This window comes from Bradyrhizobium sp. SZCCHNR1051, assembly GCF_032489615.1.
Classification (GTDB): domain Bacteria; phylum Pseudomonadota; class Alphaproteobacteria; order Rhizobiales; family Xanthobacteraceae; genus Bradyrhizobium.
In genome coordinates this window covers 114,853-133,516 of sequence record NZ_JAUEYJ010000028.1, presented here as the reverse complement: position 1 = coordinate 133,516, position 18,664 = coordinate 114,853, and the positions used below count along the sequence as shown (strand labels likewise).

Sequence of the window (18,664 nt, the reverse complement as noted above, 5' to 3'; positions counted from 1 at the left end):
CTCCTTGGAACACTGAAGCTTCGCAACCTCAGCTTCCTCGGTTCAGACCGGATGGACAACCTCCTGGAAGACCACATTTAGCCACCGTCGCCGGCGGGATCATCACCCGCGGACTTGGCGCCAGCATCGGGGCGCCAGGACCATACGCCTTCACGTCCGCAAGCCTGCCGTTCGTCCGCGTGCACAACGCACGCTGCGGCACAAACACAGCCATCGCTCCCCGCCCCGCGTGTCGTGACGATCGCGCGCAACGCCCCTTCTTCGATGGAGCGGGATGGCCGCAATGAAACACATTTTCTGAAAAAAAGAAAGAAAAATCTTTGATGGTCGCGCAACGAGGCCACCACCATCTCGAACATGGACCCCAACATGTTCGACAGGTGCAGCTCATGCGGCTGGCCTCAAGGCCGCGTGCTCAAAGGTGAGATTCGTCCCTGGTTGAGCAGAAGACGAACTGGCGGGCAGGATGGCTTTGGCACCGTCACGACCTCTTGGATGCCTGACCGCCACTCATCAAGAACGATCACGTGCAATTTGCCCTCCACACATGCCGAAGCTCCCAGGGCCTTGATCAGCTGCGGGAGGTCTTCCGGGTGGACGTTCGCGTCCAGCTCGACCGGTACCGGCATTGCACGCAATACATCCTTGGGCGGATTGGCAGCCCAAGCAAACACGACGACAGCGACCGCAATCAGTGGCGTCATCACGTAGGTCATCCGCACCAGTCTGTCGAACAGGAGCCGCCTGAGCTCGGAGTTGGCGGTCAGGCTGATCAAGCGTCGGGATTCTTTCAGCGCACGCCAATCGTTTGGAGAGAGTGCGGAACCGTCGCGGTTGCGGGGCGCGCGCAAATATTCGCACAATTCCTCCAGGCTGTTTACCGACAAACCTTTCAGAAAAGGTCTGGCCCTGAGTTCGATCCTCTCCTTCCAGCTGCTCGGTATGCCCCTGCTGTCGGCGAAGTCCTGCAGCGTGAGACTCGGCGGCGCGATGACCTTGATGGCAAAACCGAACAGGACCCCAAGCCCGATGAAGCCGACCGCGATGGCGGAAACGGCAATCACCAGCCGTACCCCGAAACCGAAAGCCCCCAAGGAAGAGAGCGACGTTCCGACCACGACACCAGCTGCCGCGACGGCGATCCCGCTCACGATCCACTTCGCTGTTTCCCGCAATGAGACGCCCGCTGCATCGACCTGCTTTTCCTGGGCGTCCGCGAGTTCGGCGATGGCCTCGAAACCGATCGGATCCTCCTGCGCTGGCGGCCGACTCGTCATGTGCAGCCCTCAGGTTCAGACGATGTGGATATGGGCGTCGACACCGTGACCGCGGAGAGCGGTCTCGGCATCAGCTTTCAGTGCTGCGTCCTTGTGATCCTTGGCTCCAACCGTAAGCACGAAGTGTGGGGCTGCTTCGCCGAAGCTCTTCATAGTCCGGGACAGCTCGGCAATCTTCGGGACGTGGGCGTGCAGCGTCCCGATGTTATCGAAACTCTTGAAGACTCTCGTCTGAATATCCGGCGACAGGATCTGTTGGAGCATTTCGTCGGTCAGGCGACGCGGGATATAGGATGGCGCAGCAAGTGCGTCGGAGCTCATTGCACCCGAGAATACGAAGGGGGCAATACCGATGCCGGAAGCGGCTGCGACAACGCAGCGATTCGCAAGATCGAGCTTGTATGTCCCACCCTTCGGGACCGTGAACTGATCGTGTTCATCTAATTTGTACCGCTCGTGGGCGGCTGGGTCAGGTACCGGCGACGCGGATCGTTTGGGGGTCTCGGTCATGGTGGGTTGCCTTGTTCTGGAACGAACTCTCCAACAACTTAAAGTTTTGTTTATTGATTTGGATCAACCGACGAACTGAGATGAGCGCGCGCAGCGCGCCTCGCGAAGAACCGTGGAGCTCTCCGGGAAATTGATAGGCTTGAAGTCGGATGAGACCGTTGTTGCGAATCGCAATGCTTCAGCCGGTTCGACGGACCAATCCAACGATGCTGTCCTCGGAACAGGGCAGCAGCACCGGTGTCACGTGGCCATGGCGGCTGTATTGCATAGCAATGACCTCAATGAAAATCGCGCGAGCGCGGCAGGATGCGGACGTTGCGGGGGTGGCCGACGCGCTGGGAGGGATTGTCGGGGTGATCGCGGCGGTCGTCGTTGAGCGGCTCGGCGGGCATCGGGCCGTGCGGCACGGCTGCGCCGAGGCGATCGTCGGAGAGCAGCGCAAGATCGGCGCTGCGGTCGACCAGGCGCTCGGCGACGAGATGCACGACCTTCTCGGGGCTGCTCTGGATGCGGCCTTCGACCAGCACGAGGCGCGCGCCCATCACCTCCTTGCGGAAGGTCTCCATCACCTTCGGCCACACCACGATGTTGGCGATGCCGGTCTCGTCCTCCAGGGTCATGAACACGACGCCCTTGGCGCTGCCCGGCCGCTGCCGCACCAGCACCACGCCGGCGCAACGGACGCGACGGCGGTCGTTGGCGTGGTTGACGTCGCGGCAGGCCAGCACGCCTTCCGTAACGAAGCGCTGGCGCAGGAACTCCATCGGGTGGCCCTTCAACGACAGGCGGATGGTCTGATAGTCCGCGACCACGTGCTCCGGCAGCGGCATCTCGGGCAGCGGCTTGGCACCCTCGTCCGGCTGCTCGCGGGCGATGGCAGCCTCGAACAGCGGCAGCGGCACATCGTCGGGCAGCCGGCGCACGGCCCAGAGTGCTGCGCGGCGATCGAGCCCGAGCGAGCGAAACGCATCGGCATCGGCCAGCAGCAGCAGCGCGCGCTTGGGCAGAGCGGTGTCGCGGGCGAAGTCTTCCAGCGAAGTGAAGGGCCCGCGGGTGCGCGCCTTGATGATGCGGTCGGCCCAGTCGTCGTCGCCTGTCTGGTCATTTAAGAGAGAAGCGCCGGGCATGCCGCCTCCGTCATTCCGGGGCGATGCGACAGAGCAAAGCAGCGAAGCTGTTTTGCTCTGAGCATCGAACCCGGAATCTCGAGGTTCCGGGTTCGCACCATCCGGTCGCGCTTCGCGCGGCCTCCCTGGCGCGCCCCGGAACGACGGAGAAATGACATCACGAGGGAATGATACCGACGACCAAGCCTCCGCCTCGCTCCGCATCGCCTCCGACAATCGCTTGATCCGCTCCTCGTCGCGATCGATCCAGCGGAAACCGTCGATCTGGCGGAAGCCGAGGCGGACGGCGCAGTATTTGCTACCCATTTCCTCCAGGGTGTTGTCGGCGAAGCTGTGGGACACGTCGATGTTCCGGATCTCGACGCCATTCTTGCGGGCGTCGCCGACGATCTGCGCCGGTGCGTAGAAGCCCATCGGCTGCGAGTTGAGCAATGCGCAGCAGAACGCGTCGGGATGGAAGCATTTCAGCCAGGAGGAGACATAGACGAGCTGGGCGAAGCTCGCGGCATGGCTTTCCGGAAAGCCGTAGGAGCCAAACCCCTTGATCTGGTCGAAGCAGCTCTTGGCAAAGGCCGGATCGTAGCCGCGCGCGATCATGTTGCCGACCATCTTCTCCTCGTAGGAGCCGATGGTGCCGACGTTGCGGAACGTCGCCATCGCGCGGCGCAGGCCGTTGGCTTCCTCCGACGAGAACTTTGCGGCCTCGATCGCGATCCGCATCGCCTGCTCCTGGAACAGCGGCACGCCGAGCGTCTTGTGCAGCACCTTGTAAAGCTCGTCTTTCGGGCCGTTTGCCGGCGATGGATAGCTGACCTTTTCGAGACCGTTCCGGCGCCGCAGATACGGATGGACCATGTCGCCCTGGATTGGTCCGGGCCGGACGATCGCGACCTCGATGACGAGGTCGTAGAAAGTGCGCGGCTTCAGCCGCGGCAGCATGTTCATCTGCGCCCGGCTCTCGACCTGGAACACGCCGAGCGACTCGCCCCGCTGCAGCATTTGGTAGACTTCGTTGTCGTCCTCCGACCGGATATCGGAAAGCACGTATCGCTGGCCCTTGTGATCGGCGATCAGGTCGAAGCATTTGCGGATGCAGGTCAGCATGCCCAGCGCCAGCACGTCGACCTTCATCATGGACAACGCGTCGACGTCGTCCTTGTCCCATTCGATGAAGGTGCGGTCGTCCATCGCGGCATTGCCGATCGGCACGTAGCTGTCGAGCCGGTCCTGGGTCAGCACGTAGCCGCCGACATGCTGTGACAGGTGCCGCGGAAAGGTGATCAGCTCCGATGCCAGCTCCACGGCGCGGCGGATCATCGGATTGGTTGGATCGAGCCCGGCCTGGCGCACCTGCATGTCGGAGAGGCCGTCGCCCCAGCTGCCCCACACGGTGTCGGCGAGCACCGACGTGACGTCCTCGGTCAGCCCCAGCGCCTTGCCGACGTCGCGGATGGCGCTGCGCGGGCGATAATGGATGACGGTGGCGATGATCGCCGCGCGGTGCCGGCCGTAGCGGCGATAGACATATTGCATCACCTCCTCGCGCCGCGAATGCTCGAAATCGACGTCGATGTCGGGCGGCTCCAGCCGCTCCTTGGAGATGAAGCGCTCGAACAGCAGATCGATCTTGGTCGGATCGACCGAGGTGATGCCGAGCACGTAGCACACGGCCGAGTTCGCCGCTGAGCCGCGGCCCTGACACAGGATGCCCTGGCTGCGGGCGTAGCGGACGATGTCGTGAACCGTGAGGAAATAATGCGCGTAGTTGAGCTCGGCGATCAGCGCCAGCTCCTTGTCGAGGACTGCGCGCAGGCGGTCGTCGAGATCATCACCGAAATAGGTTTTGGCGCCGGCCCAAGTCAGGTCCTGCAGATGCCCCTGCGCGGTCTTGCCCGGCGGCACCGGCTCGTCGGGGTACTGGTATTTGAGCTGGTCGAGCGAGAAGACGATGCGGTCGGTGAAGCGGATGGTCTCGGCAATCGCACCGGGATGATCGCGGAACAGCCGCGCCATCTCGTGTCCCGGCTTGAGGTGGCGCTCGGCATTGACTTGGAGCCTTCGGCCGATGGCCTCGATCGAGGCTTTCTCGCGGATGCAGGTCAGCACGTCCTGCAGCATCCGCTGCTGGGGATGATGATACAGCACGTCATTGGTGGCGATCAGCGGCACCTTGACCGATGCGGCGAGACGCGCCAGCCGCGCCAGCCGGCGGCGGTCGTCGCCACGATAGAGCAGGCTGCCGGCGAGCCACACGCCTTCGGCGCGGCTGTCCTTCAGCCGCGTCAGGACTTCGCTGATGACAGCCTCGTCGAAGCGATGCGGCGGCATCAGCACCAGGAGCTGCCCCTCGATGAAATCAAACAGATCCTCGAAGGTCAGGCGGCAGTCGCCCTTGGCGACCTTGTCGAGATCGCTGCCGCGCTTGCCGCGGGTGAGCAGCTGGCACAGCCGGCCGTAAGCCGCACGGTCGCGCGGATAGACGAGGATATCCGGCGTGCCGCAGGTGAAGACGAGACGTGCACCGTACAGGAGCTTCGGCTTGTCCTTCAGCCGGTCATTGCCGAGCTCGCTATAGGCGCGCACGATGCCGGCCAACGTGTTGTGATCGGCGATGCCGATGGCTTCGAGGCCGTACGCGGCGGCCTGGTGCACGTAGTCCTGCGGATGCGAGCCACCCTGCAGGAAGGAGAAATTGGTGGTGATGCCGATCTCGGCATAGGGGACGGGGATCATGGCGCGACCGCGCAGGCTGTTTCCGTGACAGCGCGTTGCCCGCCTCCTGCAGGTGATTTGCCCCAACGCACCGGCTTGCACAGCTGCCCACCCTCCCCTGGAGGGGGAGGGTCGACACGCGCAGAGCGCGCGGCGGGGTGGGGTGAGCCCAGCAACCGGTTGTCATTGCGCCAGCTCTTCTCAGCTGCCGGTAAGTTGGCCTCGAGGACAACGGGCAGCGCAAACGCGGATGGTCTGTCACCCCACCCCGGCTCGCATGCACGCATGCGAGCCGACCCTCCCCCTCCAGGGGAGGGTGAGCAGCGGGGTCGCCGCGGGATGTGTGCCATCTCCCCCACCCTCATGCGAACAGACCGTGCATGTACCAGGCGGGCTGTACGGGCAGGCCCTCCTGCTGATCGAGCTCGCGGTCATACAACCCGTCGCGGTAGAGCCAGAAGCGCAGGCCGTGCTCGTCCTCGACGCGGAAATAGTCGCGCGTCAGCCCCTGCCCGCCCGGCCGCCACCATTCCATGGCGATGCGCTCCGGGCCTTCGGCGCGCACCACCGCATGCGCGGCACGGCGCCAGACGAAGCGCGCGGGCGGGCCGTCCGGCACCCCGGCGATCACTTGGATCGCCTCCGGCTGCGCGAACAGCCGCAACGGGCGCAGCGGCGGCTCGCCTTCGCTGCGCTCCGGCCAATCGGCCACCGTGGCGACGGCGAGATGCTGCTGCGCCCGTAACGGCAGCGCTGCCCGCTCCGGGATGTGGGTGTCGACCGGCAGATGCACGACCACACGCTTGCCGCCGATGCGCGCGGCGATGCGGTCGATCAGCGCCGACAGCTCGTCATTGTCGTGGACATGGACGTCGAGATCGCGCTGCTGCTGCACCACGATCTCGCTGCGACTCGCCGACAGCCGGATCATGTCGAAGCCGAAGCCGGGATCGAGCGGATCATTCAGGGCGTCGAGCCGCTCGCGGAACAGACGGTCGATGATTGCGGCCTCGGTGACCGGCTGGCCGGTGTCGACCGCGATGACGCGCACCAGGCCGTCGGTGCGGAAGAAGCAGGCCTCGAGCCGCCGCGCGCCCTTGCCCTGCTGTGCCATCGCCGCCACCAGCATCGCGGCGAGACTGGAGAGACTGGCCGCGATCACCGTATCGGTCGCGACCGGCTCGGCGAAGCGCTTGTCGACGATGTAGTCCGGCGGGACTTTGCGCGGGCTGATCGGCGCATCGGCCTCGCCCAGCGCCTGGGCCAGCACGCGGGTGAAGGCGACACCGAACCGCGCCGTGATCTCGTTGCGGCCGCGCGACGCGACGTCGCCGATCGTCTTCAAGCCGGCGCGGCGCAGGCCGAGCGTGATCGCCTCGCTGCCGCCAAGGGCTGCCACCGGCAGCGGCGCCACCGCGGCCGCCTCCTCGCCGTCAGGCACGATGCGGCCATGCACCTGCCGGTTCAGCGTGCGCGCACACACGGCGTTGGAGGCGATCGCTGCCGACACGGTGAGACCGTGCGCGGTCAGCGCATCGCAGAGCGACCGCATCAGTTTGGCTTCGCCGCCGAACAGATGCACGCAGCCGGTGATGTCGAGCGAAAGCCCATGCGGCGGATCCAGCGCGACCAGCGGCGTGAAGCGGTCGCACCAGTCGGCGATGCCTTCGAGCATCTTGGCGTCAGCCGCGAGGTCGGCCTCGTGGACGACGAGGTCGGGACAGACCGCGCGGGCGTTCGCCAGCGGCTGGCCGAGGCTGACGCCATGGCACGCCGCCGCCTCGTCCAGCGCATGGATCAAGAGCGCATTGGCGTCCTTGATGACGACGACCTGCGGCAGGTCGTCACGCCGATCGGCGGAGCAGTTTCGCTTGATCCGATCGATGGGCAGGCGCGGCAGCCACAGGCTGAGGATCCGCCGCCGGTTCGCTGAAACGGCACGCATCGGGGCTCCACTCCATGATCCATCGTCCGGTCTGGCCGTGACGGTTGCGAATGAGCTCGGCGTCGAGACGCGGCGCGCCCCAGGCCATCCAGGGCGCCGAGGGTAGCGACGGCGCGGTGCGGACGATCCAGCGCGTCTCGGCGGTCGAAGGTTCGGGTGTGGCTGCAATGCGCAACACGAGCGCGGTCACGCCGGACTCCTGTGCCGCCAGGGTCAGCTTGCGGCTGGCGACGAGATCGAGCTTTTGCGTCTCGCCCCACACCTCCAGCATCACCCCGCCCAGCGCATCGCAGGCGAGCGCGTCGGCCGCGGTGCGCAAGCCGTGATCGAGATCGGGCGCCCGCACGATCACGATGCGGCGCGGGTCGAGGCCAAGCTCGGCGAGCCCGCTCATCGACAGCGCGCCCATCTCGCGCTCGGCGAAATCCTGCCGGATCCAGATCAGCGGCCGGCGCGCCGCGACGCGCGCCGCGAGCCCGCACAGGAAGCCTGTCGCTGCCGTCGCCTGACGGCCGGTCTCGGCGAACACCTCATGCAGCGCGCCGGTGGCCAGGCCGCCCTGCAGCACGGCGTCGGCCTCGTCATGGCCGAGCGCGACCCGGCGCAGGTCATGTGCGCCATCTCCCGCCTCGAGACGGGCAATGCGGCCGCGCAGACGCGCGAGCGTATCCATGCGTGCGCCGGTCATCCGTCGCCGCTCCTCTTCCATCCATCGTGCGGGCGCTGCCGTTGTTGCAGTTGAACCCACGACGGCCCTCTTTGTTCATGATACGTTCTAATATAAAGCTAACGCCTTCGAGAGAGTCAATCGGGATTGCCCCCGATGTGATTCAGCGAATGGAATCAAAGGGATTCAAAGGTATGGAGCTGCTCCGCAAGCTGGAGATCCTGGCCGATGCCGCCAAGTACGACGCCTCCTGCGCCTCCAGCGGTACCGAGATGCGGGATTCCCGCGACGGCAAGGGTCTCGGCTCGACCGCGCCCGGCATGGGCATCTGCCACTCCTATGCGCCGGACGGCCGCTGCATCTCGCTGCTCAAGGTTCTGCTGACAAACGCCTGCAACTACGACTGCCTGTATTGCGTCAACCGCGCCTCCTCCAACGTGCCGCGCGCGCGCTTCACGGTCGACGAGGTGGTGAAGCTCACCATCGATTTCTATCGCCGCAACTACATCGAGGGTCTGTTCCTGTCGTCCGGCATCATCCGCAGCCCGGACTACACCATGGAGCAGGTCGTCTCGGTCGCGCGCAAATTGCGCGAGGAGCATCGCTTCCGCGGCTACATTCATCTGAAGACGATTCCGGAGGCTGACGAGGCGCTGATCGCCGAGGCCGGCCGCTATGCCGACCGGCTCAGCATCAACATCGAGACGCCGCTGGAGGCGAGCCTCACCAGGCTGGCGCCGGAGAAGGACCAGCGCGCCATCCGCCGCACCATGGGCCGTCTCCGGCTCAAGCTCGACGAGACGGTGGAAGCCAAGAAGACGGTGCGGAAGGCGCGGCCGCCGCGCTTTGCCCCTGCAGGCCAGAGCACGCAGATGATCGTCGGCGCCGACGACGCCAACGACCGCGTCATCCTGTCGACCTCGGCCAATCTCTACGGCGCCTACAAGCTCAAGCGCGTCTATTACTCCGCCTTCAGCCCGATCCCCGATGCAAGCCGCGCGCTGCCGCTGCAGGCGCCGCCCTTGGTGCGCGAGCACCGGCTGTACCAGGCCGACTGGCTGATGCGGTTCTACGGCTTCGACGCCGATGAAATCGTCGAGGAAGGCGAAGGCATGCTGCCGCTCGACATCGACCCCAAGCTCGCCTGGGCGCTGCGCCACCGCGACCGCTTCCCGCTCGACATCAACACAGCAAGCCGCGAGGAGCTGTTGCGCGTGCCCGGCTTCGGCACCCGCACGGTGGAGCGCATCCTCGCGACCCGCCGCACCACCACGATCCGCTTTGCGGATCTGGCCCAGCTCAACGTCATCAGGAACAAGGCGCTGCCGTTCATCGTTCTCTCCGACCACCGGCCACAGCCGTCCCTGCTCGACGGCGCCGCGCTGGCGGCCCGGCTGCGGCCGAAACCGCAGCAGCTGGGATTTGGATTCTAACGGAAGCCGTCATCGCGAGCGCAGCGAAGCGATCCAGGGCCGCACGAGAAGTCTGGATTGCGTCGCTTCGCTCGCAATGACGTGAGGAGAGAAATGCACGTCGTAACCCTCGACAACGACACTGATTTCGACGGCTGGCGCCGGGCAGCGCGGGCGCTGGCGATGAACGACGTCAAGCCGGCCGAGGTGAGCTGGCGCGTCAAGGGCGCGGCGGCCGATCTGTTCGACGATGAAGCCGAGACGACGCTGCCGGAGGTGCCGGAGGGCGCGTTCTCGGTGCCGGCGAGCTTCATGGAGCTCGCCGAGAGCGCGATCCTTCACAGTGACCCCAACCGCTTCACCCTGCTCTATCGGCTGCTGTGGCGTCTCAGGACCAACCACCACCTGATGGAGATCACGACCGATCCTGATGTCGCGCAGGCCAACGCGCTGGCGCGAGCGGTGCGCCGCGACGTCCACAAGATGCACGCCTTCGTCCGCTTCCGCGAGGTCGGCCGCGAGCGCGAGGCGCGCTACGTCGCCTGGTTCGAGCCCGAGCACCACATCGTCGCGCGCGCCGCGCCGTTCTTCGCCCGCCGCTTCGCCGACATGCCGTGGTCGATCCTGGCGCCCGAACTCTGTGCGCATTGGGACGGCAGCCGCGTCAGCTTCACGCCCGGCGTGAGCAAGGCTGACGCGCCGTCGGAGGACCGGCTCGAAGAGCTGTGGCTGCGCTATTACGCCAGCATTTTCAATCCGGCACGGCTGAAAGTGAAGGCGATGGAAAAGGAGATGCCGAAGAAATATTGGCAGAACCTGCCCGAGGCGAAGCTGATCCAGCCGCTGATCGCGGCCGCCTCCCGGCGCACCACGGAGATGATCGCCGAGCCCGGCACCTCACCGCACAAGCCGCAGAAACGCGTCGAGGAGAGCGAGATGACCCGCAAGCCAATCACACACGCGCATGCTGCTGAGACCTCACGTGATGTCGAGTCCACCGATCTCGAGACCTTGCGTGAAGAAGCCGCCGGCTGCCGCGCCTGCCCGCTGTGGAAGGACGCCACGCAGACCGTGTTCGGCGAAGGCCCCGCACATGCGCCGCTGATGCTGGTCGGCGAGCAGCCCGGCGACAAGGAGGACCTCGCCGGCCATCCCTTCGTCGGCCCCGCCGGCCAGATGCTCGACCGCGCGCTGGCCGAGGCCGGCATCGACCGAGCCAAGGTCTACGTCACGAATGCAGTGAAGCACTTCAAGTTCGTGCCCCGCGGCAAGATCCGGCTGCACCAGAAGCCGAACACGCCGGAGATCAAGGCCTGCCGGCAATGGTACGAGCGCGAGCTCGCCACCGTGCGTCCGGCCCTGGTCGTGGCGCTGGGCGCCACCGCGGCGCAGTCCGTGCTCGGCAAGATCACGCCGGTCAACAAGAGCCGCGGCCATGTCGTCGACCTCGCAGACGGCCCCAAGGCGATGGTGACGGTGCACCCGTCCTACCTGCTGCGGCTGCCGGATGCCGACGCCAAGGCGCGGGAGTATGAGCGCTTCGTCGAAGACCTGAAGATCGCCGCCGCCGCGATCAAGCGCGCCGCGCACGCGGCGTGATGGGCATTTACTCTGCCCCTTCGCTGGAAGGAGCAGAACCCACCGACGGCTCACGCCGCCAGCGTGTTCTCCACCACCTTGATGAAGAACGAGGTGCCGTAGACGATCGCCTCGTCGTTGAAGTTGTAGGCGGGATGATGCAGGCCGGCGCTGTCGCCGTTGCCGACGAAGATGAAGGCGCCGGGACGAGCTTCGAGCATATAGGCGAAGTCCTCGCCGCCCATCATCGGCGGCATCTCGTGCACGTTGGCATCGCCCGCGACCTCCTTGGCGGCGCGGATCGCGATCTCGGTCTGCTCGGCGTGATTGATGACGACGGGATAACCGCGCGCATAGTTCAGGTCGATCTTGGCGCCGGTCATCTGGGCGACGCCGGTCACGACCTCGCGCACCCGCTTCTCCATCAGTTCGCGCACCTTCGGCGTCAGCGTCCGCACCGTGCCGCGCAGCACCGCGCTCTGCGGAATCACGTTGCGGGCGTTGCCGGCGTGGAACTCGCAGATCGACAGCACCGCGGCCTCCAGCGGATCGACGCTGCGCGACACGATCTGCTGCAGCGCCGTGACGAGCTGGGCGCCGACGAGAAGAGAGTCAATGCAATTATGCGGCTTGGCGGCATGACCGCCATGGCCCTCGATGGTGATGTCGACCGCGTCGGTCGATGCCATCAGCGCCCCCTGGCGAATGGCGAACGCGCCGACCGGCAGGCCGGGGCCGTTGTGCATGCCGTAGACCTGATCGATCTTGAAGCGGTCGATCAGCCCGTCCTTGATCATCGCGTCCGCACCGCCGCCGCCCTCCTCGGCCGGCTGGAAGATCACGGCGACCTCGCCGGCGAAATTGCGCGTCTCGGCGAGATAGCGCGCCGCGCCGAGCAGCATCGCGGTGTGGCCGTCATGGCCGCAGGCATGCATCATGCCCGGGGTCTTCGAGGCATAGGGCAGCCCGGTCGCCTCCTCGATCGGCAGCGCGTCCATGTCGGCGCGTAGTCCGAGCACCCTCACCTCGCCATGTCCGGGCTTGCGGCCCTTGATGACGCCGACCACGCCAGTCTTGCCGAGGCCCGTCACGACCTCGTCACATCCGAACTCGCGCAGCCGCTCGGCGACGAAGGCCGCCGTCCGGTGCACGTCGTAGAGCAGCTCCGGATGCGAATGGATATCCCGCCTCCAGGCCTGGATATCGGGCTGCAGATCGGCGACGCGGTTGACGATGGGCATGGGGAATCTCGTAACTCCAATGGGACTTTGCGCCTGTTTAGCATGCAAAAGCCGCACCGCCCAAGATAAGGGCTGCGCCCGTCTCATGGCTCGGTCAACCAGCCATGAACGTGGCGCTTGTCCGGGCCCGTCCGGGCTGACTAAAAGCCTGGCAATGATGGGAAGGGAATGCCGATGCCGAGACAGCTCGAGGGGGATTTCGACTATATCGTGGTGGGCGCCGGCACTGCCGGCTGCATCCTCGCCAACCGGCTGTCGGCCGATCCGAACAGCCGCGTCCTGATTCTCGAGGCCGGCGGCAACGACAATTGGATCTGGTTCCATATTCCGGTCGGCTACCTCTTCGCGATCGGCAATCCACGCTCCGACTGGATGTTCCGCACCGAGGCCGAGCCGGGCCTGAACGGCCGCTCGCTGGCCTACCCCCGCGGCAAGGTGATCGGCGGCTGCTCGGCGATCAATGCCATGATCTCGATGCGCGGCCAGGCCGCCGACTACGACCATTGGCGCCAGCTCGGTCTCGCCGGTTGGAGCTATGCCGACGTGCTCCCGGTGTTCAAACGGCTGGAGGATCATTTTCTCGGCGAGAGCGAGCATCACGGCACAGGCGGCGGCTGGCGCATCGAGGCGCCCCGGCTGTCCTGGGCGGTGCTGGACGCGGTCGGCGACGCCGCCGAGCAGATGGGCATCCGCCGCATCCCCGACTTCAATACCGGCGACAATGAAGGCATCAGCTATTTCCACGTCAACCAGAAGCGCGGCCGGCGCTGGTCCTCCGCGCGGGGCTTCCTCAAGCCGGCGCTGAAGCGGCCTAACCTGCGGCTCGAAACCAACGTCCTCGTCGACCGCCTGATCGTCGAGAACGGCCGTGCCACAGGCGTGCGCTTCCAGCAGAATGGTGAGACCATCGAGGCGCGCACCAAGGGCGAGGTGATCCTCAGCGCCGGCTCGATCGGCTCGGTGCAGGTGCTGCAGCGCTCCGGCATCGGCCCGGCCGAGTGGCTCGGCGAGCTCGGCATCGACGTCGTCCTCGACAAGCCAGGCGTGGGGCGCAATCTGCAGGACCACCTGCAACAGCGCGCGATCTACAAGGTCACGGGCGTGAAGACGCTGAACGAGACCTATTACTCGCTGGTCCGCCGCGGCCTGATGGGGCTCGACTATGCGTTCCGGCGCCGCGGGCCGCTGACCATGGCGCCGTCGCAGCTCGGCATCTTCACGCGCTCGGACCCGAGGCGCGACCGCGCCAACATCCAGTTTCACGTGCAGCCGCTGTCGCTCGACAAGTTCGGCGATCCCCTGCATCGTTTTCCCGCGATCACCGTCAGCGCCTGCAACCTCCGCCCGACCTCGCGCGGCACGGTGCGCATCCGCTCCGCCAGGATCGACGAAGCGCCGTCGATCGCACCGAACTATCTGGCGACCGAGGACGACCGCCAGGTCGCGGCCGATGCCATCCGCGTCACGCGCCGGCTGATGAAGCAGAATGCGCTTGCGGCCTACAGGCCGCAGGAATACCTGCCCGGCCCGTCGGTCGGCGATGACGACGCCGCGCTGGCCAAGGCCGCCGGCGACATCGGCACCACGATCTTCCATCCCGTCGGCACCGCCAGGATGGGCACCGCAGACGATCCGATGGCGGTCGTCGACGAGCGGCTGCGCTTCCGCGGCATCGAACGGCTGCGCGTCGCCGATGCCTCGATCATGCCGACCATCACGTCAGGCAACACCAACACGCCGACGGCGATGATCGCGGAGAAGGCGGCGTCGATGATCTTGGAGGATGGGCGCTAGGCGCTCACGTCCGACTCCTCATTCCCGTCATTGCGAACGCAGCGAAGCAATCCAGGGTCCCGACCCCACTCTGGATTGCTTCTTCGCCTTGGGCTCCTCGCAATGATGCGGGAATCGTAGGGTGGGCAAAGCGGCGCCGAAGGCGGCGCGTGCCCACCGTCGTGCGGCAGACTCGGCGGCACGGCGGCGGGCACGGCGCCACTAATATCTCGGATGTGAGAGAGCACGGCATCGCCTTTGCCCACCTACGCATCGCCGCATGCTGACCTAGATGATCCGCGCCACCAGCGGAACCCGGCGCAACAGTGCTGCTGCGAGCCAGCTCACCGACAGCGTGCCGATCAGCACGGTCGCGAACTTCACGGCGGCCGGCCACGCCGGGTCGTAGACCAGATATTGCAGCCATAGCAGCGGCAGGAAGTGCAGGAGATAGATGCCGTAGGCCGCTGGCTGGATGCGGTCCATCAGCGCCAGCGGCGCCTTTGCCCAGCGCTGAAAGAAGGTCGGCACGGCGAACGCCATCGCGGCACAGAAGCTCGCGACCGCCATGCCATAGGCCGCGCGCCACCACAGCGGCGGTGAATCGAAATCGGCGATCCAGTTGTGATGCGCGTAGGCCAGCAACAGGATCGCGCCGTAGCAGCCGTAGGAAAGACCGAACCAGATCCACCAGCGCTGGACCAGTGCGCCATCGGCTGCGAACGGCCCCGCCCGCAGCCCGGCGGCACCGATCGCGATGCCGGCGACGAAGAAGGTCGGGTAGAGCAGCACCCGGCTCGCCTGCAGCGGCAGCGGAAAATGTCCGGGCATGAACCAGAATCCGTCACCGAAGCCGAGATGCGGCGGCAGATAGGCCAGGTTGGCGATGACGAGGAAGATCAGGAAGCCAGTGAGCGGATAGTGCAGCAACGTCCCGGCCCAGCGCCCGAGTGCGCCGATCGCCTGCGGTGCCAGGACCCAGACGAGCGCAGCCAGTATATCAAACCCCAGCAGCACGCCGAGAAACCAGGCCGAGCCGGACGGCCACGGCCCCTCGCTGATCATCCGCCACCACACCGCGTTGAACTGATCCTCGGCCACATAGTAACGGTAGTAGGCGATCGGCATGATCGCGAAGATCGACACGATATAGGGCACGCCGAGCCGCAGCGCGCGGCGCCCGACATAGTCCGACGCTCCTCTGCCCGCCAGACTCGCCGGCACGAACAGGCCGGAGATGAAGAACATGCACGACATGAAGTAGCTGTCGTTGAACAGCGCGACCAGATCGAATCCGAGCCAGTGCATGCGGTCGCCGCCCTGGCCGAAATCGGTGTAGTTGATCGCGGAGTGATAGAGCACGACCGAGAGCGTGATGAAGGTCCTGGCGCGGTCGAGCGCCACGATCCGATCGCGCGACGTCTCGGTTCGTTGCAGGGTCGGGGTCACGCGCTCATGCATCGACGTCGCATCCAGTCCATCAGCCGCTCATATATTTCGCGCGGCCCTGCGCCACATCCTGCGTGAACAGGTGAGCCGTCGGCCATTGCCGGGATGATCACGAACACGTCATCGCTTTGGGATCGCGAGAAGCCGGGAATAAACCCGGGCCGCCACCGCTCTTCTCACCCGCAAGCCCGATGACGGGCAACGGGAGATGACGATGAGCCTTGGTGATCATGACGAGAGCGGCGTCAGCCGCCGCAAGGTGCTGGAATGCATGACATGGGCCGGCACGGGCGTGCTCTGGACCTTGTCGGGCGGCGTGCCACGTTCGCTCGGCCTGGTCGACGCGGCGCGGGCGGCCGAGCAGCCCGCCTCCGGCCTGACCTTCCTGCAGATCAGCGACAGCCATGTCGGCTTCGACAAGCCGGCCAATCCCAACGCGATCGGGACGTTGGAAGAGGCCGTGAACCGGATCAAGGCGATGCCGGTGAAGCCGGCCTTCATGATCCATACCGGCGACATCTCGCATCTGTCGAAGGCAGCCGAGTTCGACGATGCCGACCGCATCATCTCGCAATCCCGGCTCGACGTGCACTACGTGCCGGGCGAGCACGACTTCCTCGACGAGGACGTCAAGCTCTACAAGGAGCGCTACGGCAAGGGCAGCCGCGGCGCCGGCTGGTATTCGTTCGACGCCAATAGCGTGCACTTCATCGGCCTCGTCAACGTGGTCGATCTCAAGGCCGGCGGGCTCGGCAATCTCGGCGCCGAGCAGCTTGCCTGGCTGGAGCAGGATCTCAAGGGCCGCTCGAAATCGACGCCGATCGTGGTGTTCGCGCACATCCCGCTGTGGACGGTGTATCCGCAATGGGGCTGGGGTACCGAGGATGGCGGCCGCGCGCTCGACACCCTGAAGGGGTTCGGCTCGGTGACGGTGCTGAACGGCCATATCCACCAGGTGATGCAGAAGGTCGAAGGCAACGTCACCTTCCACACCGCGCGCTCGACCGCGTTCCCGCAACCGGCGCCGGGCACGGCGCCCTCGCCCGGCCCGATGAAGGTCGAGGACGCAAGGCTGCGCAGCCTGCTCGGCATCGCCAGCATCGATTTCAAGGTCGGTGACGAGCGCCTCGCCATCATCGATACGCCGCTTGCGGGCTGAGGGACGAAAACGCGATGATCCAGCCTGTTCTTCGCGGCGTCGGCTTGGCCGCCGTACTGCTTGTTTGCGCCACGCCGGCGCGCGCCGAGACCATCAAGGTCACGATCGACAATTTCACCTTCACCCCGGCTGCGCTGACGGTGAAGGTCGGCGACACGGTGACCTGGACCAACCATGACGACATCCCGCACACGGTGGTGTCGGCCGGGAAATACAGGTCGAAGACGCTCGATACCGACGACAGCTTCTCCTTCACCTTCGCAGCCGCCGGCGACTACAAATATTTCTGCTCGCTGCATCCGCACATGACGGGACTGGTCAAGGTTGAGTAGCATCGCGAACCAGGGCATGAGCATCGTCACATGGACCGGTCGGCGGCGCAGCGCCGGCCGCGCCGTGCGACCGCGAACCGAGCCGGAGACCACGCCGGTGACAACAGCCAATGACGATCCCGAGAGGGCGCGACGCTTCCGCGAGGCGGCGCTGCCCTATCTCGACGACGTCTACACCCTGGCGCGCTATCTCCTGCGCAACCCTGCCGACGCCGAGGACGCCGTGCAGGAATGCTACCTGCGTGCGCTGAAGCATTTCGACGCTTACCGTGGTCCGGCGATGAAGCCGTGGCTGTTCGCGATCCTGCGCAACGTCTGCCACGCCGAATTCGCGCGCCGCGCCGGCGCGCCGGCCAAGGCGCTCGACGACGCGCCGGAAGCGGCCGAGCAGCCGCCGCTGTGGCAGGAGAGCGCCGAGACGCCGGAAGGCGCCGTATTGCGGGAACGTGATGCCTCGGCGATCCGCCGGCTGATCGACACGCTGGCCGAGCCGTTTCGCGAGACCTTCGTCATGCGCGAGGTCAACGATCTGTCCTATCGCGAGATCGCGGCGGCGGCCGGCGTGCCGGTCGGCACCGTGATGTCGCGCCTCGCCCGCGCCCGCGCGATGCTGCGCGCCGCCTGGCTCGCGCGGGAGGAGCCACAACGATGACCTGCGATGAAGCCGAGATCCTGATCCACGCGCTGGCCGATGGCGAGCTCGACGCCGGCCACGCGCGCGAGGTCGAAGCCCATGTTGCGAGCTGCCCGCGCTGCGCCGCGGAGCTTGCTGCAATCCGGCAGATGAAGCAGATGCTCGCCGGCACCGACCTCAGCTACAAGGCGTCCCCTGCCTTGCGCCAGCGGATCGAAGCCACCCTGCCGCCGGCCGATGCGGCCTCCATCACCCCGCTCGCTGCAGTGCCGAGCCGACGTACGCTGCTGCGAGGCTTCGCCCTGGGCTCGGCGGTGTCGGCGCTGGCGGCCACCGGCCTCGTCGCCATCGTGCTGCGCAATGACGACCAGCAGCGGATCGAGGCCGAGATCGTCTCGGCGCATCTGCGCTCGCTGCAGGCCGGGCACCTCACCGACGTGATCTCGACCGATCAGCACACCGTCAAGCCCTGGTTCAACGGCAAGCTCGACGTCGCGCCACCGGTGATCGACCTCACCGCACAAGGCTTCACGTTGATCGGCGGGCGGCTCGACTATGTCGACGCACGCGCGATCGGCGCCGTGGTCTATCGCCGCCGCCAGCACGTCATCAACCTGTTCGTGGCGCAGACCGCGTCTACCGAGCGCCGCGCCGCACGGATGGACACCGTCCAAGGCTTCAACATTCGCTCTTGGCGCGACCGCGGCCTGAGCTATTGGGCGGTCAGCGATATCGGCGCCGACGAACTCAACGAGTTCGGCGAGCGGTTCGAGCGCGCGATGGGTGCGAACAAGGAGGGATGACGCGCTCTCGCGCTTCAGTCATTGCGAGCGAAGCGTGCCCACGGT

At 66.2% G+C, this 18,664-nt stretch carries 14 protein-coding genes; 7 read left to right on the top strand and 7 right to left on the bottom strand.

Going from position 1 to position 18,664, the window contains the following annotated elements; all coding sequences use genetic code 11:
• Positions 1-401: 401 nt before the first annotated feature.
• From QW868_RS29650 to QW868_RS29630, 5 genes are all read right to left on the bottom strand, one after another.
• Positions 402-1,277, bottom strand: a complete 876-nt coding sequence (locus QW868_RS29650) for a hypothetical protein (RefSeq protein ID WP_315737319.1) — start codon at positions 1,275-1,277, stop codon at positions 402-404.
• 15 nt (positions 1,278-1,292) lie between these two features.
• Positions 1,293-1,787 carry a hypothetical protein gene (locus QW868_RS29645; protein ID WP_315737318.1) on the bottom strand — a complete coding sequence of 165 codons (495 nt, stop codon included), beginning with the start codon at positions 1,785-1,787 and terminating at the stop codon, positions 1,293-1,295.
• Between the two features lie 278 nt (positions 1,788-2,065).
• Positions 2,066-5,647 carry an error-prone DNA polymerase gene (locus tag QW868_RS29640; RefSeq protein ID WP_316232181.1) on the bottom strand — a complete coding sequence of 1,194 codons (3,582 nt, stop codon included), beginning with the start codon at positions 5,645-5,647 and terminating at the stop codon, positions 2,066-2,068.
• Positions 5,648-5,987: 340 nt separating this feature from the next.
• Positions 5,988-7,571: a DNA polymerase Y family protein gene (locus QW868_RS29635; protein ID WP_315798066.1), complete on the bottom strand. Its 1,584-nt coding sequence runs from the start codon at positions 7,569-7,571 to the stop codon at positions 5,988-5,990.
• Positions 7,471-8,259 carry a DNA repair protein gene (locus QW868_RS29630; protein ID WP_315798067.1) on the bottom strand — a complete coding sequence of 263 codons (789 nt, stop codon included), beginning with the start codon at positions 8,257-8,259 and terminating at the stop codon, positions 7,471-7,473. Before QW868_RS29630 ends, QW868_RS29635 begins: the two co-directional genes overlap by 101 nt.
• Before the next feature lie 173 nt (positions 8,260-8,432).
• Here QW868_RS29630 and QW868_RS29625 point away from each other — a divergent pair, with 173 nt between their 5' ends.
• Together QW868_RS29625 and QW868_RS29620 are read left to right on the top strand one after the other, a co-directional pair.
• Positions 8,433-9,671 (top strand): putative DNA modification/repair radical SAM protein, encoded by a 1,239-nt coding sequence (locus tag QW868_RS29625; protein ID WP_315798068.1) that lies wholly within the window; start codon positions 8,433-8,435, stop codon positions 9,669-9,671.
• A 93-nt stretch (positions 9,672-9,764) separates the two neighbouring features.
• Positions 9,765-11,249, top strand: coding sequence for a UdgX family uracil-DNA binding protein (locus tag QW868_RS29620; RefSeq protein ID WP_316232180.1), 1,485 nt, complete (start codon positions 9,765-9,767; stop codon positions 11,247-11,249).
• A gap of 50 nt (positions 11,250-11,299) precedes the next feature.
• Here the strand turns inward: QW868_RS29620 and QW868_RS29615 are convergent, their stop codons facing one another.
• Complete coding sequence (locus QW868_RS29615) at positions 11,300-12,469, bottom strand: M20 aminoacylase family protein (RefSeq protein WP_315757710.1); 1,170 nt, start codon at positions 12,467-12,469, stop codon at positions 11,300-11,302.
• 174 nt (positions 12,470-12,643) lie between these two features.
• On the opposite strand from QW868_RS29615, the gene QW868_RS29610 reads away from it, so the two are divergent.
• A complete protein-coding gene (locus tag QW868_RS29610) occupies positions 12,644-14,263 on the top strand; it encodes a GMC family oxidoreductase (RefSeq protein WP_315776493.1) in 1,620 nt (539 codons plus the stop codon).
• Positions 14,264-14,530: 267 nt separating this feature from the next.
• Here the strand turns inward: QW868_RS29610 and QW868_RS29605 are convergent, their stop codons facing one another.
• Positions 14,531-15,703: an acyltransferase gene (locus QW868_RS29605; RefSeq protein WP_316232179.1), complete on the bottom strand. Its 1,173-nt coding sequence runs from the start codon at positions 15,701-15,703 to the stop codon at positions 14,531-14,533.
• A gap of 202 nt (positions 15,704-15,905) precedes the next feature.
• On the opposite strand from QW868_RS29605, the gene QW868_RS29600 reads away from it, so the two are divergent.
• From QW868_RS29600 to QW868_RS29585, 4 genes are all read left to right on the top strand, one after another.
• Complete coding sequence (locus QW868_RS29600; protein WP_315813074.1) at positions 15,906-16,850, top strand: metallophosphoesterase family protein; 945 nt, start codon at positions 15,906-15,908, stop codon at positions 16,848-16,850.
• A gap of 14 nt (positions 16,851-16,864) precedes the next feature.
• The gene (locus QW868_RS29595) at positions 16,865-17,182 is read left to right on the top strand and encodes a cupredoxin family copper-binding protein (RefSeq protein WP_315779693.1); all 318 of its coding nucleotides are present in this window, start codon (positions 16,865-16,867) and stop codon (positions 17,180-17,182) included.
• Positions 17,183-17,279: 97 nt separating this feature from the next.
• Positions 17,280-17,834 (top strand): sigma-70 family RNA polymerase sigma factor, encoded by a 555-nt coding sequence (locus tag QW868_RS29590; protein ID WP_315813093.1) that lies wholly within the window; start codon positions 17,280-17,282, stop codon positions 17,832-17,834.
• Positions 17,831-18,619, top strand: coding sequence for an anti-sigma factor (locus QW868_RS29585; RefSeq protein WP_315798074.1), 789 nt, complete (start codon positions 17,831-17,833; stop codon positions 18,617-18,619). Before QW868_RS29590 ends, QW868_RS29585 begins: the two co-directional genes overlap by 4 nt.
• Positions 18,620-18,664 lie beyond the last annotated feature (45 nt).